General features: G+C 71.7%; 19 protein-coding genes and 1 pseudogene. 7 read left to right on the top strand and 13 right to left on the bottom strand.

Annotation, left to right across the window (positions count from 1 at the left end; genetic code table 11):
• Positions 1-81: 81 nt before the first annotated feature.
• From IE275_RS28025 to IE275_RS28010, 4 genes are all read right to left on the bottom strand, one after another.
• On the bottom strand, positions 82-2,583 hold the full coding sequence (locus IE275_RS28025) for an NACHT domain-containing protein (RefSeq protein WP_189714205.1): 2,502 nt from the start codon (positions 2,581-2,583) through the stop codon (positions 82-84).
• Entirely contained in the window at positions 2,580-2,936 is a 357-nt protein-coding gene (locus tag IE275_RS28020) for a trypco2 family protein (protein ID WP_189714204.1), read from the bottom strand. Before IE275_RS28020 ends, IE275_RS28025 begins: the two co-directional genes overlap by 4 nt.
• A 387-nt stretch (positions 2,937-3,323) precedes the next feature.
• On the bottom strand, positions 3,324-4,265 hold the full coding sequence (locus IE275_RS28015) for a pyridoxamine 5'-phosphate oxidase family protein (RefSeq protein WP_189714203.1): 942 nt from the start codon (positions 4,263-4,265) through the stop codon (positions 3,324-3,326).
• Positions 4,262-4,966, bottom strand: coding sequence for a hemerythrin domain-containing protein (locus IE275_RS28010; protein ID WP_229870642.1), 705 nt, complete (start codon positions 4,964-4,966; stop codon positions 4,262-4,264). The genes IE275_RS28015 and IE275_RS28010 overlap by 4 nt, the downstream gene beginning before the upstream one ends.
• Positions 4,967-5,174: 208 nt before the next feature.
• Between IE275_RS28010 and IE275_RS28005 the strand changes: the two genes are divergently transcribed.
• Positions 5,175-8,756: an ATP-binding protein gene (locus IE275_RS28005; RefSeq protein ID WP_189714251.1), complete on the top strand. Its 3,582-nt coding sequence runs from the start codon at positions 5,175-5,177 to the stop codon at positions 8,754-8,756.
• Positions 8,757-8,825: 69 nt separating this feature from the next.
• On the opposite strand, the gene IE275_RS28000 is transcribed toward IE275_RS28005, so the two are convergent.
• Entirely contained in the window at positions 8,826-9,605 is a 780-nt protein-coding gene (locus IE275_RS28000; protein WP_189714202.1) for a hypothetical protein, read from the bottom strand.
• A 313-nt stretch (positions 9,606-9,918) separates the two neighbouring features.
• On the opposite strand from IE275_RS28000, the gene IE275_RS27995 reads away from it, so the two are divergent.
• Together IE275_RS27995 and thpR are read left to right on the top strand one after the other, a co-directional pair.
• Positions 9,919-10,596, top strand: coding sequence for an alpha/beta fold hydrolase (locus IE275_RS27995; RefSeq protein ID WP_229870640.1), 678 nt, complete (start codon positions 9,919-9,921; stop codon positions 10,594-10,596).
• Between the two features lie 563 nt (positions 10,597-11,159).
• Positions 11,160-11,744 (top strand): RNA 2',3'-cyclic phosphodiesterase, encoded by a 585-nt coding sequence (thpR, locus tag IE275_RS27985; RefSeq protein ID WP_229870638.1) that lies wholly within the window; start codon positions 11,160-11,162, stop codon positions 11,742-11,744.
• A 115-nt stretch (positions 11,745-11,859) separates the two neighbouring features.
• On the opposite strand, the gene IE275_RS47270 is transcribed toward thpR, so the two are convergent.
• A complete protein-coding gene (locus IE275_RS47270; protein ID WP_189714200.1) occupies positions 11,860-12,066 on the bottom strand; it encodes a DUF2180 family protein in 207 nt (68 codons plus the stop codon).
• A gap of 578 nt (positions 12,067-12,644) precedes the next feature.
• Between IE275_RS47270 and IE275_RS27975 the strand changes: the two genes are divergently transcribed.
• From IE275_RS27975 to IE275_RS27960, 4 genes are all read left to right on the top strand, one after another.
• The gene (locus IE275_RS27975; protein WP_189714199.1) at positions 12,645-13,097 is read left to right on the top strand and encodes a hypothetical protein; all 453 of its coding nucleotides are present in this window, start codon (positions 12,645-12,647) and stop codon (positions 13,095-13,097) included.
• Between the two features lie 333 nt (positions 13,098-13,430).
• Entirely contained in the window at positions 13,431-13,769 is a 339-nt protein-coding gene (locus tag IE275_RS27970) for a thioredoxin family protein (protein ID WP_189714198.1), read from the top strand.
• A 461-nt stretch (positions 13,770-14,230) separates the two neighbouring features.
• Complete coding sequence (locus tag IE275_RS27965) at positions 14,231-14,578, top strand: hypothetical protein (RefSeq protein WP_308435701.1); 348 nt, start codon at positions 14,231-14,233, stop codon at positions 14,576-14,578.
• 692 nt (positions 14,579-15,270) lie between these two features.
• Positions 15,271-16,041 carry a methyltransferase domain-containing protein gene (locus tag IE275_RS27960; RefSeq protein ID WP_229870635.1) on the top strand — a complete coding sequence of 257 codons (771 nt, stop codon included), beginning with the start codon at positions 15,271-15,273 and terminating at the stop codon, positions 16,039-16,041.
• A gap of 126 nt (positions 16,042-16,167) precedes the next feature.
• On the opposite strand, the pseudogene IE275_RS47265 reads toward IE275_RS27960, so the two are convergent.
• From IE275_RS47265 to IE275_RS27930, 7 genes and pseudogenes are all read right to left on the bottom strand, one after another.
• A pseudogene (locus tag IE275_RS47265) lies at positions 16,168-16,358 on the bottom strand (hypothetical protein); the annotation flags it as partial.
• Between the two features lie 29 nt (positions 16,359-16,387).
• Positions 16,388-17,821, bottom strand: a complete 1,434-nt coding sequence (locus IE275_RS27955) for an aminobutyraldehyde dehydrogenase (protein WP_229870633.1) — start codon at positions 17,819-17,821, stop codon at positions 16,388-16,390.
• Complete coding sequence (locus tag IE275_RS27950) at positions 17,814-19,133, bottom strand: flavin monoamine oxidase family protein (protein ID WP_189714195.1); 1,320 nt, start codon at positions 19,131-19,133, stop codon at positions 17,814-17,816. Before IE275_RS27950 ends, IE275_RS27955 begins: the two co-directional genes overlap by 8 nt.
• A gap of 29 nt (positions 19,134-19,162) precedes the next feature.
• Positions 19,163-20,233, bottom strand: a complete 1,071-nt coding sequence (locus IE275_RS27945; protein ID WP_189714194.1) for an ABC transporter ATP-binding protein — start codon at positions 20,231-20,233, stop codon at positions 19,163-19,165.
• A gap of 2 nt (positions 20,234-20,235) precedes the next feature.
• The gene (locus IE275_RS27940) at positions 20,236-21,123 is read right to left on the bottom strand and encodes an ABC transporter permease (protein WP_229870632.1); all 888 of its coding nucleotides are present in this window, start codon (positions 21,121-21,123) and stop codon (positions 20,236-20,238) included.
• The gene (locus IE275_RS27935; RefSeq protein WP_189714193.1) at positions 21,120-22,019 is read right to left on the bottom strand and encodes an ABC transporter permease; all 900 of its coding nucleotides are present in this window, start codon (positions 22,017-22,019) and stop codon (positions 21,120-21,122) included. Before IE275_RS27935 ends, IE275_RS27940 begins: the two co-directional genes overlap by 4 nt.
• Positions 22,020-22,022: 3 nt before the next feature.
• Positions 22,023-23,147, bottom strand: coding sequence for a polyamine ABC transporter substrate-binding protein (locus IE275_RS27930; RefSeq protein WP_189714192.1), 1,125 nt, complete (start codon positions 23,145-23,147; stop codon positions 22,023-22,025).
• Positions 23,148-23,161 lie beyond the last annotated feature (14 nt).

Below are 23,161 nucleotides of genomic sequence, written 5' to 3'. Positions count from 1 at the left end.
GCGGTGTCCGGCGGGCAGGGCGCCTCGTCCGGCAGGCAGGCAGGCAGGCAGGCAGGCAGGCAGGCACGGCGTACCGTCGCCTCAGGCCGGGACGCCCGCGGGGTCGGTCGTGTCCGTCGCCGGGCGGCCCAGTCGGTCGTACGCCCAGCGCACCCGCTCGCTCACCGCAGGATCGTCGTGTCCTTCGAAGCGCCGCACGACGGCCGTCGCTCCGGGGCCGCCGATCTTGGAGGCGGTGAGGACGACGGCCCCGGCCTCGTCGGCGGTGAGGCCGTCCGGTCCCGGTAACAGGTCGAGGACGGCGGTCCCCGCCTCGGCCAGCACGTCGGCCGCGGCGTCGTCGCGGGGCGGGATCAGCGCCCCGGCCCGGCGCAGCACCCGCGCGCGCACCCCCGGGTCGACGCGTTCGGCGTACTGCAAGGAGGCCGTGGCCAGCAGATGGAGCCAGGTACGGTGCGCGGGTTCGCGGTCACCCCGCTCCACCAGGTCCACGAGCAGCCGTGCGGCGTCCCGCGTGTCGCACAGGCCCAGGGTCATGTGGACGACATCGGCGTACTGCGGGTCGTGCGCCTGCTTGACCAGGAAGCCGACATGGCCCGCGGCCACGATCGCCTGGGCGGCGAAGTAGTCGCGGAACGTGCTGTGTTCGAAGGCGACCCGCCCGGAGGACGTCCTGCACAGCGCTCCGGCACGGATCATCAGATGGTCCAGCACCAGCCGGGCGACGTGCGGCGGAGTCAGCCGGCCCAGGGCCGGGGGCTGGTTCGCCATCTCCAGGATCGGACCCTGGCGGTCCTGTTCGATGACGGCGCAGGCGCGGGCGTACGACATGTCGGCCGCCCCGTTGACGACCAGCCAGAGCGCGAGACACCTCAGGAACGCCTTCTGCTGCGCCAGGTCCAGGTGGATGCCCTCGGTGAAGCCGATGTCGCGGCCCATGTCGCGCCCGGCCAGCCGCAGGTCGGCGGCGGCGCTGCGCATCCGCAGGTCCAGGGTGGCGGACTGCAGCCACAGCGGCCCGTCCGGGAGGGCGTCCGCGGACCTGTCGTACCCCTGCTCCAGCCACAGCGCGCACAGCAGCGCGCACAGCCGGGGGCTCGCCGCCAGCTCGCTCAGCGACGGCCGGGCGACCACTGTCGTGCGGAGCGTGCGGGCCAGGTCGTCGAAGTGGTCGCGCCCGTGCCAGAACCGGTCGTCGCTGTGCCGCGTGGCGGCGAACCAACGGTCGATGAACGTGCCGACGTCCGCGGGGCTCATGGGCAGCACGCTGAAGGCGGAGAAGCCGTTCCCGGCGAGCCAGTCCTGGCGTACGGCGGACGGGCGGGTCGTCACCACCACGGCGGTGGACGGGTGGGCGGCGAGCAGGTTCTCCAGCCAGTTGCGCACATGGGGGCGCCGATCGCGGCGGACCTCGTCGATGCCGTCGATCAGAAGCAGGACGCGGCCCTGCTTCAGCAGCCGGGACGGCCACCCGTCGGCTTCGCCGCCCCCGTCCGGGTAGCACAGCTCCTCCAGGAGGCGGTCGAAGCGGGGTATCGCCCGGGAGGCGTCGAGGGTGCGCAGCGGTACGACGAAGGGGACCCTGCCCTGGAGATGGTCGAGTTCGGAGGGCAGATCGCTCTGGGCGGTCCGGACCGCGAGCCAGTGCATGAGCGTGGTCTTGCCCGAGCCGGCCGTGCCCTGGAGCAGGACCCGGTTGCGGCCCCCGAGTGCCGCGTGGAAGCGTTTGCCGGGCGCGGTGTCGAGGGCGGGACGGCCGTTGCGGGGCGTCGTCTCGGCGAGTTCGAGAGCCAGGAACGCCGAGTCCAGGGGCCAGACGATCCTGGCGGCATCGGGATGGTGGCCCAGCGTCTCCAGGCGTCCGTAGCGGTTGGCGACATAGCGCCGGTAGGACACCTCCACCTCATGGTCCCGGCGTTCGTCGGGGGTCAGTTCGTCCAGCGCGGTGACCGTGACATCCGCGCCGCCATGACGGGCGAGCGCCGCCCGGAACGAGGGGTCGTCGGCGATCACCCGGACCGGTACCGCCTCCACCCGCCCGTGGTTCCAGCCGACGGGGGCCGTGACGACCACGCCGATCAGCGTGCCCTGGCAGAACAGTCCGGCCCCCGACAGACCCGACCAGGGGGAACCGTCGCCCGGTGACTGGGGTGGCGGCCCGTCGCTCTCCAGCACGTAGCGGCCCCTCAGCACCGACGAGCCCGGTTTGACCCGTCCGGTCAGCTGCTCGCTGTCGAGATTGCCCCGCTCGTCGCGCTGGACCAGGGGGAAGCCGATGGCCTGGCAGTCCTCCTGGGTGTCGAGGCGGACCAGTTCGCCCCAGCGCAGCGGGGTGAACGCGGCGGACTCCGTTGCCGGCACCAGGTCGGACTCGGCCACCAGCAGGGCCGCGTCGCAGGTGACGTCGTGGCGCCGCCAGACCACCTGGCAGGGCACCTTGCCCACGCCGCCGACCACGATCGCCTCGGCCCGGTCCGCCTGCACGACGTGCCCGGCGGTCAGGACCAGCCGCGGGCCGAGCAGGTAGCCGCTGCCCTGGCTGGAGCCGAACACGGCGGCGACGCGCGAGCCGTGGGGGTTCACGATCCGGAGCCCTCGGCCGGCGTCGACCGCGTGAAGCCCTCCGTCCCGCCGGGATCGGTGTGGCCGATCTCCAGGGGACGGCCCGTCACGGCGTCCTTGGGGCTCAGTGTGAGCTTGACCCGCTGGGTGTCCGCCCGGCCGCGTGTCATGTCGGCTCCGGCCGTGATCACCCAGGCCTTGACGCCTGCCCTGCCGGTGATGTCCTTGCGCAGTTCGACCGTGAACTCCAGCTCGATGGAGTCCACCGCGAACCGGACCGCCCCACCGGCCCCCTGCGCCGCGGCCTCGAGCAGTTCGTCGCGCAACGACTGCACGGCCGCCGCCAGTTCCACGCCTTCGAGATCGTCGCCCATCGTTCCCCCGTACGCCTCGCCGCGCGGCGGCACGAGCGGAGCGCCACCAGCGGGGCACCGAGCGTAGCGCGTGGCACGGCACACCGTCAGAGGTTCGACGCGGCCCGGAGAACCCGGAGAGCCCGAAGAGCCCGGCCGGCCCGGAGAGCCAAACGAGCCCGGCCGGCCCGGACGCCCGGAACGGCCAGGAGCGCCCGTGCCGTCGTCAGTGGTGCGGAGATCGCATCACCGACCGCCCAGGGTCCGTTCCGGCGGTTTCTGCCGGATGCGACCGCTGCTCCGGGGCGCGTGCGGGGTCCGAGCCGGCCCTGTCGCGTGCGGACCACTGGACGATCCGGCATCCCGCCGCGAGGACGGCGGTCACGACGACGGAGATGATCAGCGCGCTCACCGGGGCCCGCGCGCCTTCACGGGTGCGGCGAGCGCCCGGAACGCCTCCCACTGGACCCGGGGCCGGGGCAGATCACGCCGTTCCAGATACCGGGTGGTGGCCCGCTTCGTCGCACGGAGCACCTTGAGGGCGTCGCCGGCGCGCCCGGTGCCCATCGGCTCGACCACCGACGTGGGCAGCAGCAGCCAGCCGTCGTCGGCCCGCCGCAGCCGGCCACGGACCAGCGCGTTCCGCATGTGGTTGAGCCGCTCGTCGTGCTCGTGCACCAGGAGGGAGGCGGGGCCCGCGGTCACGGGGCGGTCGGCGGGAACCGTCAGTGCGAAGCCGTCGCCCGCGGGCACCGGACGGGTCCGCGCCAGAACGGGTGCGCCGCTCGCGTCCCGGGCCGCCAGTACGGCGCTCGGGTAGCGGGCGAGCTGCTCCGCCCCGGGCAGGGCGCTGCCGTCAGCGCTGCCGACGGCCGGTGACGTCGGCGGCGCGAGATCCGCCGACGGGCCGCGTACGACGACCTGTTCGGGTGTGACGGTGATCAGGAGCCGCAGGTAGTACCAGTCCATCAGCCGCCGCATCGGAGCCGAGAGATAGGCCCGGCTGTGCGGCTGCCGCTCGAACAGCATCCGCCAGTAGTCCTCGGCGCCTTCCGGGCCCGTCATGACCACGTCGGGGCACACCGCCCGGCCGCCGACGAAGATCTGCGGGGCGTGCGCGAGGCCGCTGCCGGTGGGATCGGAGAACAGCAGGGCGACACGCCCGTCCCGGCGCACGTTCAGCGCCTTCTGCGCGAACGCCAGCGACGTGCTCAGCAGCAGCGTCCCGTCCTCCTTGCGCCGCACCGCCGTCGGCCAGGCCAACGGCGTTCCGTCCCGGCCGAGCGTGACGAACTCGCAGGTCCGGTAGGCGTCCAGGACGTCGAAGGGGGCCGAGTCGAGCACGGTCACCGTCCCTCCACCACGTGCAGCGGACCCCGTACGGCACGGCAGGCGGCGGCGTACTGACGCCGGCCCAGGGTGTGCCAGAGCAGGCGACCCAGCAGCGGGGCCTTGCCGAGGAAGTACGCGCGCTCCTGCGGCGTGGCGTCCTCGAGAATCGCGCCGAGGGCGATCAGGACCTTGTCCTTCGGGAGTTCTTCCAGCCCGCGGCGCCCGACCAGTTCCCACTCGGCGACGGTCAGGTGCTCGGCCACGAGCGGGAGGACCAGCCGCTCCTCGTCGTCGAGGTGGACGAGCAGCGCCGAGCGGTGTTCGACCAGGGCCAGGGCCAGTTCCTCCCGGGCGATGAGGTCCGCCTCCCGCCGCCACGCCGGCGCCCATTGGCCGACGACGGCCAGGGTGCGGTCGATCTCCGCGTGCTGCTCCTCCATGCGGGCGACCAACTCGCCGTCCCCGGCCCGCTCCCGCAGCAGCGGCCAGATCAACTCGTCCTCACCGGTGTGGTGATGGTGCAGACCCATCAAGTAGTCGTCCAAGTGGACGGCGATCCGCGCCGCACGGTCCGTGTCACCGTCCGGAACGGCGCGTACCAGGCGGGGCAGGAGTGCCGACTCCCGCCGGAAGACCCGGTGGACCACCACCATCTCGTGCGTATGGGGGCGTTGGTCGGCGGAAGGCTCTACGGCCGTACGACGGAGGGACACGCTCACTTGCTCCAACAACTCGGTTTCGGACAACGACGACCACCGTGCCGCCCACCGCTTGGCGCGCACTTGGCGACGGCTTGGCGTGCCGGCGTCCCCCGCCGCGCCGCCGGTGCGCGACCCGGCAGCACATGAACGGCCACCTGGCCTGGCGTTTAGCGTCTGTTGACGGCCCGCGCGCGGCGCTCGGGTAGATTCCCGCGGCGTGCTGCGTATGCGAATCCTGGGACCTCTGGGCGCCGATGTCAGGGGAATTCCGGTCGAACTGGGAGCCCCACGACAGCGGGCCGTCCTCGCGCTGCTGATCGCCGCCCGCCAGGGCGTCGTCCCCGTCGACCGCATGGCGCAGGAACTGTGGCGCGGCGCGCCCCCGGCCAAGGTCGGCGCCTCCCTTCAGGCCTACGTCTCGAATCTGCGGCGCCTGCTGGAACCGGACCGGCCCCCGCGTACACCCGCCGCCGTCCTGGTCACCTCCCCTCCGGGATACGCCCTGCGGCTGCCGCGCGAGGCGGTGGACGCGTGGCGGTTCGAGACGTGGGTCGATCGCGCCCGCCGTGCGCCCGCCGAGCAGGCCCGCGAGCTGCTGGCCGAGGCGCTCGGCTGGTGGCAGGGACCGCCGTTCCTGGAACACACGGACGAGGCGTGGGCCGCGCCGGAGGTGGCCCGGCTCTCCGAACTGTGCGCCCAGGCACGCGAACTGGCAGTGGCGGCCGATCTGCGCACCGGTCACGCGGCCGAGGCCGCCCTCGCGGCAGAGGCACTCGTCCGGCAGAACCCGTTGCGGGAGGAGGGATGGCGCCTGCTCGCCCTCGCCCACTGGAGCTGCGGCAGGCAGGCCGACGCCCTGTCCTGTCTGCGCCGCGCCACGGCGGTGCTCCGCGAAGAACTCGGCTGCGACCCCGGACCGGCCCTGGCCGAACTGGAACGCGCGGTCCTCGCCCAGCGGTTGGACGTCCTGCGGGCGGCCGCGCCGGATCATGTTCCGGCGGACGGCACGGCGCCGAGGCCTGGCGGGGCGGGTGCGGCGAAGCCCGCCGTCGTGCAGACCGCGACAACTGTCGACGACGGAACGGCGGCTGGACCTGCCGAAGCAGTTACGACGAAGCCCGCCACCCCCCAAACCGCGACAACTGTCGACGACGCGACGGCGGCTGGACCTGCCGAAGCGGGTACGGCGAAGCCCGCCACCCTCCTCCAGACCGTGATCGCTGTCGATCCGGCGCCGGCCGTCATACCGTCCCCGGTTCCCGTCGAGACCCCGCGCGCCGGCCACGGCCTCTTCGTCGGCCGGAGTGCCGAACTTGACGCCGCGGACGCGGCTGCGCGGGCGGCCCGGCGGGCGGGTGGCGTACTGCTGGTGACCGGCGAGGCGGGTGCGGGCAAGTCCGCGCTCCTGGAACGGTTCGCCGGCCGGCTGGCGGAGGCGGGCTGGAGAGTGGTGACCGGGCGCTGTCCGCAGGACGAGGGAGCGCCGCCCGCCTGGGCCTGGGGGGAGGCGCTGGGGGCCCTCGCCCGCGCCGTGCCGCCGCCACGCCCCGACGAGCTGGCCGTCCTGCTGCACGAGCCCGGGAACGCGGTCGCCATGTCACGCGACGAGGCGACCGCGGGACGCTTCCGTATGCACCGCGCCCTCTCCTCCTGGCTGCGGACCGCTGCCACCGGGCAGCCCCTCGCCGTCCTCCTGGAGGACCTGCACCACGCCGACAGCGAGACGCTCGCCCTGCTGGAAGCCGCCGCCCAGGTCACCGGCGTACCCCTGCTCACCGTCGCCGGCTACCGCCCGGCCGAGGTGGGAGAGCACCTCCTCAAGACCCTGGCCCAGCTCGCCCCCGGTGCCCCGCACCGGATCCGGCTCCGGGGCCTGCCGCCACGGGACGTCGCCACGGTCGTCGAGGCGGTCTGCGGCGCGCCCGTCGACGCGACCACGCAGGCCGCGCTCGCCGCCCGCACCGGCGGCAACCCGTTCTACGTCCTGGAGAGCGCGCGCCTGCTGGCCAGCGAGGGCGCCCTGGTCGCCGTGTCCGAAGTGCCCCAGGGGGTCCGGGACGTGCTGCGCAGGCGTCTGGCCCTGCTGTCGGCCGCGGGCCGTGCCGCCGTACGACTGGCGGCCGTCGCCGGACTGGAGTCCGAGGTGGCCCTCCTCGTCGATGCCGCCGACTCCGACGAGGACACCGTGCTGGAGGGGCTCGATGCGGCCATCACCGCGGACCTGCTCACCGAGCCCGGCCCCGGCCGCGTCCGCTTCGTGCACGCGCTGGTCCGCGACACCGTCTACACCGACCTGTCCGGCGTACGGCGGGCCCGACTGCACGACCGCATCGCGCGGGAGCTGCGCCGCCACCGCCCCGACGACCTCGCCGCCCTGGCCCACCACTTCGCCCGTTCGGGGCGCACCGCCAACGCGCCCCTGGCCGTCGACTACGCGCTGCGGGCGGCCGAACTCGCCGAGCGCCGCTACGCCCACGACGTGGCCGTGGAGCTGATCCAGCAGGCACTCCAGGCGCACACCACGGCCGTCACCGACCCCGGCGCCCTGCCGGAACGGACGGTGGAACTGCTCGTACGGCTACTGAGCGCGCAGGTGCGGGCCGGGGCGACGGACGCCGCCCGGCACACCCGCCAGCGCGCGGTCGACCTGGCCGTACGCGCCGACCGGGACGACCTGGTCGCGACGGTCTACGGGGCCTGGACCGAGCCGACGCCGTGGCGCAGCCGGCTGGAGGGCCTCTTCGACCGGACCGCCCTGGCCCGTCTGGAACGGCTCGCACGCGATCAGGGCCTGGACGATGTGACACGCGCCCGCGTGCTCCAGGCCCTCGTCGACGCCGTTGCCGCGGAGGACGCTCCGCGCGCCCGGGAGGCGGCGCACACGCAACTGTCGCTGGCCCGGGCCGGCGGCGAGCCACGGCTGCTGGCCTCGGCGTTGATGACGTCCGCCAAGCTGCTGCCGCACGAGGAGCACGGGGAGGCCCGGGGCCCGTTGGTCGCCGAACTGCGCAGGCTGGCACGCGAGCACGATCTGCCCGCCTACCGCTGGATGTGCGAGCACCTCGACGCCATGTCCGCGGCCACCCGCAACGACCCGGACGGACTGCGCCGGCACACCGCGGCCGGTCTGGACCTCGCCCGTGGCTACCGGATGGTGTGGGCGCGGGGCATCGCGGCCGCCACCTCCGCGATGCTGGCCAAGGTCGAGGGCCGGTTCGCCGAGGCGGAGGCCGGTTACGCAGAGGCCGACGGTCTGCTGAGGCGTGCCGGAGCGCACTACGCCACGGGTCCGCGTCTCCTGGGGCAGATCACCCTCCTGCTCACGCAGCAGCGGACGGCCGAACTGGAGCCGGTCGTGCGCGGCCTGCACGAGGACGTGGGCGCCCCGGTCGCCGTGGCGCACGCCCTCGTCCTGGCCCGTCTGGGCAGGCTGGACGAGGCACGCGCGGTCTCCTTCCCGCCGCGGCCGGTGACGGACCACCTCTACGGCCTGGAGCTGGACTACCGCAGCGAACTGGCCGTCCTGCTCGGGGACACCGACACCGCCACCGCACTGATCGCCGACCTGCTGCCCGTACGCGAACAACTCGCCGGTGCGGCGGGCGCGGCCTACGCGACCCGCCCGCTCGCCCATGCCCTCGCCGACCTGTACCGGCTCGTCGGCGAGGAGCGGGCCGCTGCCGAGCACTACGCACTGGCCGAGCGGGTCGCGCTCGCCTGGGACTCGCCCTATCTGGCCTCCGCGGCAAGCCGGGCCTCCGCAGAACTGTCCGCGGCCCGCTCACGACAGCGGACGTTCGCGACCTGAGGGTCCGGGCCGGGCAGCCGGTTGCCGGCGGCCGGCAGCGCAAAGGTCGGCGATGTCGGTCGCACCCGCTCAGCCGCCCCAAGTGTTCCGTGTCGCCTCGCGTGCCTCGGTGAGGGCTCGCTGCCTGAGGTTGCCGCCGAACAACTGAATCGTGGTGGCGGCCAGGACGTCATCCGTGCCGATGGTCCGCCCGTCTCCCCTGCGGGCGGACAGGGCCGGAAGGGAATCCTTGAGCAACGGGGGTGGGGCCGGTTCGCCCGACATCACCAGGGTGACCGTGCCGAAACGCTGGACCCCGCCCTCGCGGACGACCATGGCCGCGTCCCGGGCGAGGTCCGTCAGGAACACGCTCGCGATTCCGTCCAGATCGCGGACCATCGCCGGGACGGCCGTCGCCCCCTGGCTCCTCAGCAGCTTCTTGACCCCGGCCTCGAACCTGTGGGCGCCGACCACGGCACTCGGCCTGCGCGACCTGCTGCGCTTACGAGAAGGCACGATGACACCCTCGGCGTCGTACAGGACGCCGGTCAGGCCTCGAAACGTCGGGCTGTGGTCGTACCACTTGGCCCCCACCTCGAGCTCGACGTTGCGGTCGATCGCCGAGAGAAGGTCCCCGGGTATCAGCTTCTTCCGGGCCTCTTCCGCCGCCGCTCTCCTCGCGCCGTCGATGATCTCCGTCAGCACTGTCCGCGTCACCGACGCGGCGGCCCACGCGGCCGACCGAGAGACGTGCATCGGGGTCACGTCCCTGAACACCGCTTTGACGAGAGGAGGCTTGAACGGCGAGACATCCATGACCGAGGCGGTCTCGGAACCGCTGCGCTCAGGACGTGCGGGCTGTGCGGTCATCGGAAGAAACGCTCCCTGCTGTCGGAGTTGTCAGAGGCCCACACTTCACCACGCAGACCCGGTCATCACCGCTCTGCCAATCACCCGGCACCGCTTCCACGGAAACTGGGACTACACCCTGCACCCCGCGGACCAGCAGCCGCGTCAAGGCAGTCCCCAGCGCCATCGGCTGCCGACCGGTGGCACTCACTCACCACCGTGCGCACAAGATCCTGCGACGAGCTCCTACGGTTCGCCGCTGCCAGCCCGAGCGTTGCCGAAGCGAGTGATCGCCAGCTGCCCTCATCGGGTTCTGCTGACCTACGATGACGCGGTGAAGTTCGTTATGGTACCGGGCGGTTGGCAAGGCGGTTGGGTGTTCGACTCGGTGGCTGCCGAACTGCACCGAGACGGTCACCACGTCGAGGCGGTGACCCTGTCGGGGCTGGAGTCGGACGGCCCAGCCGATGTGGACCGCCCGCCGAACCTCGACACCCATATTGCCCAGGTAGCCGAGATCATCGACCGTGGCGACGGAACGCCCGTCGCGCTGTGCGGGCACAGCTACGGCGGGATGGTGATCGCCGGTGTCGCGGATCTGCTTGGCGACCGCCTCGATCAGCTCGTCTTCATCGACGCCTACGTCCCGGACGACGGGGATTCGTGTTGGTCTTTGACCAGCGACCGCTTCCGGGAGTTGTTCATGGCCGGCGCCCGCGCCGACGGTCGATGGGTCGCAGTCCCCGAAGGACTCGACCCTCGCGCGCGACCTCACCCGCTGGCGAGCTTCGTCCAGTCGATCAGGCTGGGAGACAACCCCAGCCGCCCGCTCGGCCGAACGTTCATCAGTGGTGGCGCGTGGCCGGGTAGCCCGTTCGTGACCCTGACCGAACGGTTGCGCACCGACGCAGGCTGGCGGGTCCACGAGATCCCCGTCGGCCACAACATCGCCCGCCGCGACCCGCACAGCCTCGCCGCCGTGCTCGGCGCACTGCCGGGTGTACGTGGTTGAGGTGCAGGAAATCCCGGTGAGAACGATCTTGCCGGGATTCATCCGCCTCGTACGAGCTTCGAGCCGACAGGGACGGCGCGGCGCGCCGTTCACATAGGTCGGGGATGTGGCTGTAGGGGGTGCCCGGGGAGACCGGCTGGCCGGCTAGCGCCCGCGCGGCGGCGAGATCCTCGAAGCCCACCCGGGCGACACGATCTGGACCCCGGCCGGTGAGGAGCACTGGCACGGCGCCGCCCCGGACCGCTTCATGACCCACATCGCCCTGTGGGAGACCGACGAGGTCGACTGGCTGGAGCACGTCACCGATGTCGAATACGGCGGCCAGCGCACCAGCACCCGCCGCTGACCCGAGGCCCGCCCCGTCGGCATCGTCGAGGAGGTCGGCGCCGACGTCACCACGATCAAGCCGGGCGAGTTCGACATCGGCTCGTCTTCGCCTCCGACAACACCTGTCCGAAAGGCCTGTCAGCGGACAAGACACCAGGGAGTGGGGCGGCGACGCAGCTCAGCGGCATACTGCCCTGGTTCGTTCCGGGCTCGCCGGATGGTGTACGAAGTCCTGTGTGAACGAAGAGTCCGATGCCTCCACCGTCCGAGTGTTCATAGCGCTGGCCCCGCCCGACGACGCGAAGGAGGAGCTGGAGCGAGAGCTGCGGCCCTCCTACGAGACCCATCCTCGGATGCGGTGGAACCGCGTCGAGGACTGGCACATCACTCTGGCGTTCCTCGGCGAGCTCCCGGTGACGGTCGTGCCGCTCCTGCGGCGGCCGCTCGCGGACCTCGCGGCGCGGCGCGGCCCCGTGAAACTGGCGCTGCGCGGCAGCGGCCACTTCGACGAACGAGTGCTGTGGACCGGGATCGACGGGGACCTGACCGGGCTCCACACGCTTGCCACCGAGGTCCGCAGGCTGGTCAGGGAGTGCGGGGTTGCCTTGGAGGAACGCCCCCTGCGGCCGCACCTGACACTTGCCCGGGCTCGCCGCGACGATCCCCTCAGCGTGCTGGAGGTCGCCACCGGGCTCGCCACGTTCACCGGCCGCAGCTGGCGCGCCGACCGCCTCCACCTGGTCGGCAGCAACTACGGTCGCGGCCCGGGCCCGATCCGCTACCGCGACATCGAGGCGTGGAGCTTCGACGGCGCACAGTGATCAGGTCGGCCGTCGGATCCTCATGACCCCTCGCCTCGTCCCGGCCACGTCGCCGCGCCACGGGCGAGAAGGCCCGGAGCGCTGGGGATCATCGGGAAGTCGAGCCCTGCCTCGGTCACGGCGACACCTCCGCCGCTCGGCACACCGGGCAGGTCAGCTGGCGGGCCGCCCGGTCATGTGTGACCTTGCCCGGGCTCGCGGGGCTGTTCAGTACTTTTCCCTCCGTGCGTACATGATCGGTGCACACAGCCGCCCCGCATACCCGGCACACAGCGATCGCGACCCGTTCACGCCCTTGCTGAGCGCATTCGTAGCAGTCCACGGCAGAGCCTTTCGACCACGAGACCCGGGCGCCTTCGCGACTCCCTCGTGGCCCCCAGACTTCCCCTCAGTCTTCGCAGGCGCAACCAGGCCGCTCGTCCTCACGGAGTACCGGGCTCGCGATCCACCGCCATCGTCACCGGCAACGCGAAGGACGCCCAGGCCGGAGCCTGTGCCGAAAGGAGTCCGTCACCACCGCCATAGCGCGTAGCGACGGCGCCCCTCTCCTACCTGCGAATCGTTACGCTGGTCGGGCCAATGCCCCGCCAGTCAAACAGAGGTCTACGGAGGCACGTCCTCATGCGGTCCGAGGCGAACCGCAGGCAAGGCCCGGGGCTATAGTCTGCGGCGACGAACGGGGGCGCGAAAGATCGCGTCGGGAGTGGGGGACTCGTGACCTTCGACTACGCGCGGCCCGCGGCCACCACCGCACTGGCATTCGTAGCCTGTTTGGGCCTGGCGGCCTGCAACGACGGTTCCGACTCGGCAGCGAGTGCGAGCGCCGCGGCTACGGCTGCCCGCAGTGCCTCGGGATCCGCGACGTCCTCGGCCTCGCCCACACGGGCGGACTCGCAGGCGGTGACCGCATCCGACACCGCGACCGCGGTGGCGGGCACCCAGGACCCCACCGCCAAAGCGATGGCCGGCGCCTCCCGCCCGACGGCGACGCCGAGCGCCGCCGCTGCCGTCCCTGTTGCGTGCAAGAATCTGGCGGTCCACGCCGACGTGAAGTCCGCAGTGACCCAAACCTGGGAGCACGCCAAGAGGGTCGGCCACATCCAGCCGAAGCCCGGCAACTTCTACTACGGCAGCTGCGGCACCACGCTGTACGCAGCCGTCCGCTTCGAAGCTGGTGCCGGCGCGACAGGCGACGACCGGGTCCAGCTCCAGGACGAGGGCTCGGTCCTTCAGTTCTTCCAGTTCACCTCCAGCACCAGGTGGTCGTACGTCGGCTCCGACACCTATCCAGCCACCAATGATTGCTCGCGGTTCGCGCCCGTCACCCTGGCACACCAGTGGAACTGCTCCTGAGCAAAGCCTCACCCGTCGGCCGGGTAGTGCGACTCTGGCGGGACGCAGTTCAGCTTGACGGAGTCAGCCCAGGCGATCGCGACCTCGGGATGATGGGGACGGAGCCGGAGCAGCGGTCGGCGCTCGCGCGCCGAACCGGTCCCGTCCCCGTACAGGGCATGGAGCGCAGGGACCGCATGGAAGGCAACGCCCCCACGGGCCGAATCGCAACCGCCACGCTCCCTCACGCGCCCACCGGCCGGCCAGACGACCGACCGGACTCGGTCTGCCGCACCCCGTCGGCCGCCGGGGGAGGATGGGGACGCAATGACGAACGCAAGGTCTGGAGCTTCCATGGCGAAGTGGGTTCACCAACCCCGTGAGGACGCGGAGTTCGATTTCATCCTCGGGATGAGCGCGGTCCCGGTGCTCGCCTACTTCACCGGGACATGGCCCAAGGCAATCGAGCCCTGCCGGGCGATGGACATCGTCGTGGGTGACATCGCAGACGAGTACACGGGCCGCCTGACGGCCGTCCGCACCGACATGACGCGCTGTCCGTCCGCAACCAAGCGCTACGGAATCACCGGAGCCGCGTCCTACGTCCTGCTGAAGGAGGGAAAAGTGGTGGCGCACGGCACAGGGCCTATGATCACCGCCGAGGTACGGGAATTTCTCGACAGCCACCTCTGAGCGGTCGCCCCCGCCGCGGGGTGGGATACGTCTCCGCGGCCGCCCGCGTATCCCGGCGAACGGCCGGGCTGATGACCGGCATGGCCACTGCCGGCGAGCGCCCCAACCGCCCCAGAACTACGGCATCGAAGCCCTCCGCTTGGGAAGCAGCAATCATTTGCAGGCGGGTTGGACACTGACCTGGACGAACCGCTGTGATGCAGCTTCGTCGGGCCCGGTTGGCTTCACCGTGGTTCCCCCTCTTTCCCGCTGGATCCGGTGCGCTTGTGGGGCGGCCGTGGGGGTACAACACGGCCGCAACCTTTTGGTCCGTGGCTCTAGCTGGATCGGCCAAAGACGGCCATACCGGCCCCCTGCGCGGGCCCGGAGGGACGCCCCGTGCGGGGGGGGGGAGGTTGCCGGGGTTGCGGTCCAGGGTGCCGTACCGCAAGATCCCAACGGGGGTGACCATGGAACGGCATGTGCTGGAATCGCTGTTGACCGGTGATGACGAGGCGTCCCTGAAAGCTCTGGCCACCCTCCGCAGCGGCGCCACCTACTGGGTGGGAGACCGGGCACAACCCGCAGGCCAGCATGCCGGAGTCTTCAACCGCCGTCTTCAGCGCATGCGAATGCGCGGACTCGAACCTCTTGGGCTGGAACGAGCAGTGCAACTCATCCGCGAACACGGCCGGCCCGTGCGCACAGGGCTGATCGATTCTGCCGATCGGACATGGACCACCCTGCTCTTTCTCACCGAGGACGGCAGTGCACTACTGGCCTGCGCCGGCTGGCCGCTGCCGCTGGTCATCAGCGAGCCTCCGCTTTAGGAGTTCGATCCGCCCCCGGCGACTGAGCTCCGCTTCGGGGACGAGGGACTGCTGCTGCGCCGCCTCGACGCCGAGCTGCGAATCCCGTTCGCGGCGATCGCCCGAGTGCACGCCGAAAGGCGCGCCGTGACCGTCGAGTTGACGAGCCTGACGAGGGGGCGAGACGAATGCGGGACGAGGCGCTCCGGACAGAGCAGGACCAGGGGCGCTACGCCCCCCACGTACGTCCGGTCAACCGTGAACCACCCGACAGCAACGTCCCCACCGGGCACGGAATCTACGTGGTGATCCGCACGGACACCTCGCCTAGCTCGAGACTGCCGGCATCCCACCTCCGACGCGGTGGAGCATGAGCACGAGACAGGTGCGCCTGCGGCGGCCAAGAGCTGATCGCTCAGTAAGAGGTCGCGCGCAGCCGTCGACTTGAGGGAGTTCCGGGAAGCACCGGTGAACGGAGCCCGGACAGACGACGACAGAGGGTCCGTCAGGTAGCCGGCGATGGCACCCTCGGCCTGCCGTTCGGCGGGCGGGAACGGGGCCGAGCGTCCTGGAGTCGTGCGCGGCCGTCGGGCATCGGCCCCCGGAACCGTGGGCCAGGCCTTCGACAGGTGCACAGCGAATTCACCGCTTCACAGCTTGTAAGCAACCATATGATGATATTGAGGATGGACACGACTTGGGGGGCATGTCCGATGAAGGCAGCGAGCAAGGGAACGTCAGCATGGAAGTCGGGAATCAAGCGGCTCGTGGGGCGTACAGGATTCGACATCGTGCGCAGCACCGAGAATCGGGGTGGCGTCGACGACTTCCTCCCGTTCGAGGCAACGATGCGGGCTGCGCGGGCGGCCGGCCTGTCGGTCGGTGACCACATCGACGAGGTCATGAACGGGACGCCGGGCGCCACCCAGTCCACCATCGATGAACTGAGCGCTGTCGGTGTCTTCGCCGCCGACCCGCAGGCGGTGCTGGAGATCGGTCCCGGCTCCGGACGGTACCTGGAGAAGACGCTGAAGGAGTGCTCACCGGACCGCTACGAGATCTACGAGACGGCAGCGCCCTGGGCCGACTACCTGGTGAACACGTTCGGCGTGGTCGCCCGGCCGACCGCGGGAAGCAGTCTCGCCCCGACACCCGACGGCAGCATCGATCTGGTGCAGGCCCACAAGGTCTTCAACACCGTGACCTTCCTCTGCGCCTCCCGCTACTTCTTCGAGATGGCGCGTGTCACGCGACCCGGTGGCCGGATCGTCTTCGACGTGATGACCGAGACCTGCCTGGAGCCGGCTGTGGTTCGCGCCTGGGCGATGCAGGGTGGCGCGGGGCACGACTCCTATCCGGCCGCCATGCCCCGCCGGACATGTGTGGACCTCTTCGCCACCCTCGGCTGCAGCCTGGAGGCCAGCTTCCTGGCACCCATGGGCGTCGCCTCCACCGAGGTGCTCGTCTTCAGAAGGGAGGCTTGACCCTCAGATTCCTCGCGCTGCTCGTGGTCCGCGATGCCCGCGTGCCACGGCGAGGAGGCCCACGGTGGCAGCGCTGCCGGATGTGCGCATCAGGGGTGGACGCAGGTCGCGTCCGCCGCGGGTTCCACCGACGCAGCTGATGCTGTCCGTTTCTAGGTGCTTGAGCGCGTCGATGGCGGCTGCGCCGGCAGCGCTCCTTCGCTGCCGTCGCAGCCGCCGTCGACGGCGGCTGCGACGGCGAGCAGCCGGGGACCGGCGTAGGCGGTGTCCTGGTTGCTCTCGCGAACGAGGCCTTTGCCTGAAAGGGCGGCGTAACGGGTTCTCCCACTTCATGGCCGTCGGCGAGTCACAGCATGACGTGCTTGACCTGGGTGTAGTCGAGCAGCCCGGTGAGGGAGAGATCGCTGCCGTGGCCGGAGTGCCGTACGCCCCCGTGGGGCATCTCCGACACCGTGGTGCCGTGGGTGTTGACCCAGACGATGCCGGTGCGCAGGGCACGGCTCGCGCGCATGGCCCGGTCGTGGTCGCGGGTCCAGACGCTCGCGGCGAGCCCCTGCGGGACCCCGTTGGCCAGCTCGTACGCCTCGTGCTCGTCCGTGAAGGGCTGCACGGTGACGACCGGGCCGAACACCTCGCTCTGGACGATCTCGTCGTCCTGCCGGACCCCGGCGACCACCGTGGCCCGGTGGAAGAAGCCGGGGCGGTCCAGCGGGCCGCCTCCGGTGACGACCTCGGCGTGCTCCGGCAGGGTCTCCAGCAGGCGGCGTACGGAGGCGAGCTGGGCGGCGTTGTTGAGCGGGCCGAAGTCGGCGGCCGGGTCGTCGGGGCCGCCGGGGACCCGCTTCGCGGCGCGCTCGGCGAAGGCGTCGAGGAAGGCGTCGTGGATCCGGTGGTGGACCAGGATCCTGGTGGCGGCGGTGCAGTCCTGGCCCGCGTTGTAGAAGGCCAGTGAGGACAGTTGCTCCACCGTCTCGTCGAGGTCGGCGTCGTCGTGGATCAGCACGGGGGCGTTGCCGCCGAGTTCGAGGTGGAGTCGTTTGAGATCGGCCGCCGCGGCCGCGGCGATCTGCTGTCCGGCCCGGACGCTGCCGGTGAGGGCGACGAGCCGGACGGCGGGGTGGGTGACGAGCAGACGGCCGGTGTCACGGTCGCCGCAGACGACGTTGAGCACCCCGGGCGGCAGGTGCTCGGCGGCCAGCCGGGCCAGGAGCGTGGCGGAGGAGGGTGTGCTGTCGGACGGTTTGAGGACGACGGTGTTGCCGGCGGCGAGCGCGGGGGCGGTCTTCCACACGGCCATCATCAGCGGGTAGTTCCAGGGGGTGATCTGCGCGCAGACGCCTATGGGTTCCCGGCGCAGCACGGAGGTACGGCCGGGGGTGTACTCGGCGGCCGCGGCGCCCGGCAGGTTGCGGGCGGCGCCGGCGAAGTAGCGCACCACGTCGACGATCGCGGGCAGTTCGTCGGCGAGGAAGCGGGCGCGGGGTTTGCCGGTGTCGGCGACCTCGGCGCTCGCCAGGGCGTCGGCGTGCCGCTCCAGCGCGTCGGCGATGCGCAGGAGTGCGGTCTGTCGCTGTTGCGGGGTGGTGTTCGACCAGGCGTGCCGGGCGTTGTCGGCCGCCCGGCAGGCGGCGTCGACGTCGTCGGTGCCGGACAGGGGCGCGGTGCCGTGGACACGTCCGGTGGCCGGGTCGACCAGGCGCAGGGTGGCGCCGGACGCGGCGGGTGTCTCCGTGCCGCCGATGTGGTTGAGGACGGTTGCCAGGCGGGCGTGGTCAGCCACGGCGCAGTGCCTCCTTCGCTGCGGCGCGGCCGGTGCGGACGGCGCCTTCCATGTATCCGGCGACCCACTGGTCGGATCCGCAGACGTAGAACGGGGGTTCGTGGGTGCCGTGGAGCGGGCCGACGGCCATCACCTCACCCGGCGGCCACTGGGTGACGTAGCCCTGGGTCCAGGGGTCGCTGCCCCACAGCCGCAGGTGGCAGGCGAGCGGGCGGCGGGCCTCGTCGCCGTACAGGGCGGCGATCTCGGCGAGCAGTTCGGGGGTGCGCAGGTGGGGCGGGGTGCCCAGCAGGACGCCGTAGCGTTCGGGCGGGATCAGCGCGGACAGGACGCCCTCGTTCTGGGGCCAGGTGCTGCCGAGGACGCCCTCGGACTCGGAGAGGCCGTTCAGGTCGTCCGCGCGCCAGAAGGGGCGGTCGTAGACGGCGGCGAACTTGGCGGCCGTCGCGTGGCGTTGCCGGTGCAGGGAGGCGAGGCGGGCCTCGCTCACGCCGGTGACGGCGACGGACCGCAGCGGTCCCACGGGCAGGGCGCTCACCACGGCCCCGGCGGTGAGGACCTCGCCGCCGGCCAGGCGGACGGTACAGCGGCCGGGGCGGATGTCCAGGGCCGCGACGGGGGCGCCGAGGCGGACGCGCGCGCCGAGTTCGCGGCCCATCACCTCGGCCAGGGTCGCCGAGCCCTCGGCGAGCCGCAGCCCTTCCCAGTCGTCGTAGTCGTAGTCGCCCGGTCCGGAGGCGGGGACGGCCGCGCTCTTGCGCAGGGCGGCCAGCAGGGAGATCCGCTCGTAGGAGCCTCCGGCGAGTGCCAGCTGGCCGATCTCCCACAGGCGGACGACGGCGGGTGTGGCGTGCCGGGAACGCAGCCAGGCGCCCACGGACAGCCGGTCCAGGGCGGCCGCGTCCGGGTGCGACCAGGGGTCGTCGGGGTCGACGGTGGCGGCCAGGGCCGTGAACTGCGCGCCGAGCCGCTCGTGCAGGGCCGCGTCGCCGTCGCCGAACCAGTGCGGGGGTTCGCCGGCCGAGGTGCCCTCGGGTGTGGCGCGGACCATCCGGCCGGGCTCGGCGACATAGCTGGGCACGGTCTTCAGCCCCAGTTCCCCGGCGAGGCCGAGGTAGGCGGTGTGGGCGCGGCCGACCACCTCTCCGCCGAGCTGGACGGTGCGGCCGTCGGGGAGCCTGGCCTGCTCGACCCGGCCGCCGACCCGGTCCCTGGCCTCCAGGACGAGGACGTCGGCGCCGGCGGCCGCCAGGTCCCGGGCGGCGGCGAGCCCGGCCAGCCCGGCGCCGAGAACGATCACGTCGTGATGCATCGGTTTCGCTTTCGATCGGGTGGCGGCGGTCAGGCGAGGACGAGGCAGTGCTCGGGCCGCCAGCCGAACTCGACCGTCTCGCCGCCGCTCCAGCGGTCCTCCATACGGGCGCGGGCCGTGTTCTGCTCCAGCACGGACAGCGTGACGCCGGGCGCGAGTTCGATCAGATAGGTGGTGGTGGGGCCGCTGTAGACGGTCTCGCGGATCACTCCGCGCTGCATCGACATGCCCGGTTCGAAGTCGGACAGCCAGACCTTCTCGGGGCGTACGGACACACTGACGGCGGTGCCGTCCGCGATGGCGGTGCGGGGGCCGACCGGCAGCGCGGGTCCCTGGTCGAGGGTGACCGTGCCGTCGCGGTAGGTGCCGGTCATGAGGTTGGAGGTGCCCATGAAGGAGGCGACGAAGCGGCTGGCGGGGTGCTCGTAGACGTCCTCGGGGGTGCCGCACTGTTCGACGCGGCCCTCGTTCATGACACAGATGCGGTCCGACATGGTCAGTGCCTCGTCCTGGTCGTGGGTGACGAAGACGAAGGTGATGCCGACCTCGCGCTGGATCTGCTTCAGTTCCACCTGCATCTGCCGGCGCAGCTTCAGGTCCAGGGCCGCCAGCGGTTCGTCGAGCAGGAGGACGGCGGGCCGGTTGACCAGGGCGCGGGCGAGGGCGACGCGCTGGCGCTGGCCACCGGAGAGGGTGCGGGGCCTGCGTGCGGCGAATCCGTCGAGCTGGACCAGTTCCAGCATCTCGCCGACGCGGCGCCGGATCTCCGCCTTCTGCACCCCCTTGCGTTTGAGGCCGAAGGCGACGTTGTCGGCGATGCTCAGGTGGTCGAAGAGGGCGTAGCTCTGGAAGACGGTGTTGACGTTGCGCTTGTCGGGCGGCAGCGCGGTCACGTCCTCGCCCGCGAGCAGCACCGATCCTTCCGTCGGGTCGGTGAAGCCGCCGATCATGCGCAGTGAGGTGGTCTTGCCGCAGCCGGAGGGCCCGAGCAGGGAGAAGAAGCGGCCGGCCTCGATGTCGAGGTTCAGGTCGTGGACGGCGTAGGAGTCCGCGAAGCGCTTGGAGACTCCGTCGAGGCGGACGGCGTGGGTCGCGTCCATGGTCAGCTCCCGGAGAGGATGTCGAGGCCGCCGCGGCGGCCGAACAGGCGCGGAATGAACAGGGCCAGGGCGATCAGGCCGATGGATCCGGCGAGCATCAGCGTGCCGACGGCGTTGATGGTGGGCTGCACCCCGAAGCGGATCGCCGAGTAGATCCGCACCGACAGCGGCTGGGGGTCGACGCCGGTGGTGAAGTAGGCGAGGACGAAGTCGTCGAAGACGAGCGCGAAGATCAGTACGGCACTGGCGAGCACGGCGGGCAGCAGGGCCGGCAGGGTGACCAGGCGGACCGCCTGCCAGCGGGTGGCTCCGAGGTCCATCGCGGCCTCCTCCACCTCGGGATTCAGGGCGGCGACCCGGGAACGGAGGATGACGGTGACGTAGGAGAGGGAGAAGGTGATCTCCGAGAGCATCACCGTGCCGGTGGACAGGGTCACGCCCAGGCCCTTGAACAGGAGCATCGACGCGACGCCGGTGACGATCTCGGGGGTGATCAGCGGGACCAGCATGATCAGGCCGGCCAGTGAGCCGAGCCGGGTGCGGCTGCGCACCAGTCCGAGCGCCAGCGCCCCGCCGAGGACGACCGAGCCGGCCGTCGCCACCAGGGAGATCCGCAGGCTGGTGCCCAGCGAGGAGATCAGGACGTCGTCGTGGACGAAGGCGCGGTACCAGCGCAGGCTGAACCCGTCGAAGACGGTGAGGGACTTCTGGGAGTTGAAGGAGAACAGCGTCACCACGGCGATGGGCAGGTAGAGCAGTGCGAAGAAGAGCGCGGTGACGGCGACGAGGACGCGGGGTCTGCGGCCGGCGCGGCCGCGCCGGGTACGGGTGCGCTCGACCGGACGGTCGGGGGCGGGGGCCGTGGTGGTGGTCGGGCTGAGCTGGGTCATCGGCGGGCCTCCGCCTCGTCCTTGCGGGTGCGCCTGAGGTAGCCGAGCATCCCGACCAGCAGGACGAGCATCAGCAGCATGGTGAGCGCGGATCCGAGCGGCCAGTTCTGGCCCTGGAAGAACTTGTCCTGGATGAGGTTGCCGATCATGATCTGGTCCGGGCCGCCCATCAGCTGTGCGCTGACGAAGTCGCCCATGGCGGGCAGGAAAACCAGGACCAGTCCGGCCGCCGCGCCCTGCCGGGTGGCGGGCAGGGTGACGAACAGGAAGGTCCGCACGGGGCCGCCGTAGAGGTCGCGGCCGGCCTCGATCAGGGAGACGTCCAGCCGTTCCAGGGCCGCGTACAGCGGGATGATCATGAAGACGACGAATCCGTAGACGAGTCCCGCGATCACACCGAAACCGGTGTTGAGGATCTTCGTGCCCTCGTCGGCCAGTCCGACGGCGCGCAGGGCGCGCAGCAGCGGTCCGTCGTCGGACAGGACCACCGACCAGCCGTACATGCGGACCAGGTAGTTGGCGAAGAACGGCACGACGATCGCGGCGATGAGCGCGTGCTTCCAGCGGCCGCCGTACAGGGCGATGGTGTACGCCACCGGGTAGGCGATCAGCAGGCAGATCACGCAGGTCAGCAGGGCGTAGCCGAGGGAGCGTGCCAGGACCTCGGTGTAGGCGGGGTCGGCCAGGGCGCGGACGCCGGCGAGGTCGAACCCGAAGCGGGGGTTGCCGAGTTCGTCCGTGGTGCCGACGGTGAGGACGGCGACCAGCGCCAGGGAGGCGATCAGGAACGCGGCCATCCACAGGGTGCCGGGGAGCATGAACCAGGTCCAGATGCGGGCGCCGGAGGCGTCCGGGCCGCGGCGGCGGGAGCGCGCGGGGTGACGCGGCGGTGTCATGTCTCAGCCCGCCTTCACATGGGTCCACGCGGTGTCACGCGCGTCCTCCGCGGCGCGACCGCCGTTGCGGAAGAACAGGTCGGCCTTGAGGTCGGCCTCGGTGACCAGGCACTCGGGGAAGGGTTCGACGAGTGCGGCGTAGACCTTCTCGGAGCCGGCCACCGGCATGGGGTAGCCGATGTACTCGATGTTCTTCTTCACGTTCTCCGGCCGGAGCATGTAGTCGATGAACAGCATCGCGGTGCCGGGGTGGGGGGCGTTCCAGGGGATGGCGTAGCAGTCGGAGTTGATCGGGGTCCCCTCCTTGGGGGCCTGGAAGCCGAACACGGAGGGGTCCTCGGCCTGGTTGAGCATGGCGGCCATGTCACCGCTCCAGGCCTGGGTGATCACGGCGTTCCCGTTGAGCAGGTTGTTGTAGCTGTCGCTGGAGAAGCCGCGCAGCCGGGGGCGCAGGGTGCCCAGCAGATCGGTGATGCGGTCGAGGTCGCCGGCGTCGCCGGTGGAGACGTCGAGGCCGAGTTGCACGGCACCCATGCCGAGGACCTCGTCCCGGTCGTCCAGCAGGAAGACCTTGCCGGCGGCCCGGTCGTTCCACAGGTCCTTCCAGGAGCCGCTCAGCTCGCCGATCCGGTCGCGCCGCCAGCCGATGCCGGTCTTGTAGGCGGTGAAGGGGACGGTGTGCGCGGAGCCGGGGTCGTACCAGGGGTCGGCGAAGTAGGAGTAGGTGCCGAACACGTCCTCGGCGTGGGTGAGCTGCGTGGGGTCGATCCGGCGCAGCCGGCCGCCGCGGGCCAGGCGCTGCGCCCATTTGGCGCTGGGGAAGATGATGTCGTAGCGGTTGCCGGCGTTGAGCTTGGCGGCCATGCCTTCCATCGAGTCGAAGTTCGACTGGATGACCTTGACGCCGTACTCCTTCTCGAAACCCTTGAAGACGGACGGGTCGACATAGTCGGCCCAGTTGAAGTAGACGAGATCGCCGTCGACGCGGGCGCGGACCGGGGCGAGATCCTTGTCGTCGGGCGTTTTCGCGGGCATGAACCCGCAGCCTCCGACCGCGGCGCCCAGCAGGCCGCCGGCGCCCGCCCGCAGCAGGGCGCGTCGGGTCGGGGGTGGTACCTCGGGGGACATGGAGCGTCCTCTCC

The organism is Streptomyces phaeofaciens, assembly GCF_014648915.1.
GTDB lineage: Bacteria > Actinomycetota > Actinomycetes > Streptomycetales > Streptomycetaceae > Streptomyces > Streptomyces phaeofaciens.
This window is presented reverse-complemented; position numbering and strand designations above follow the sequence as displayed.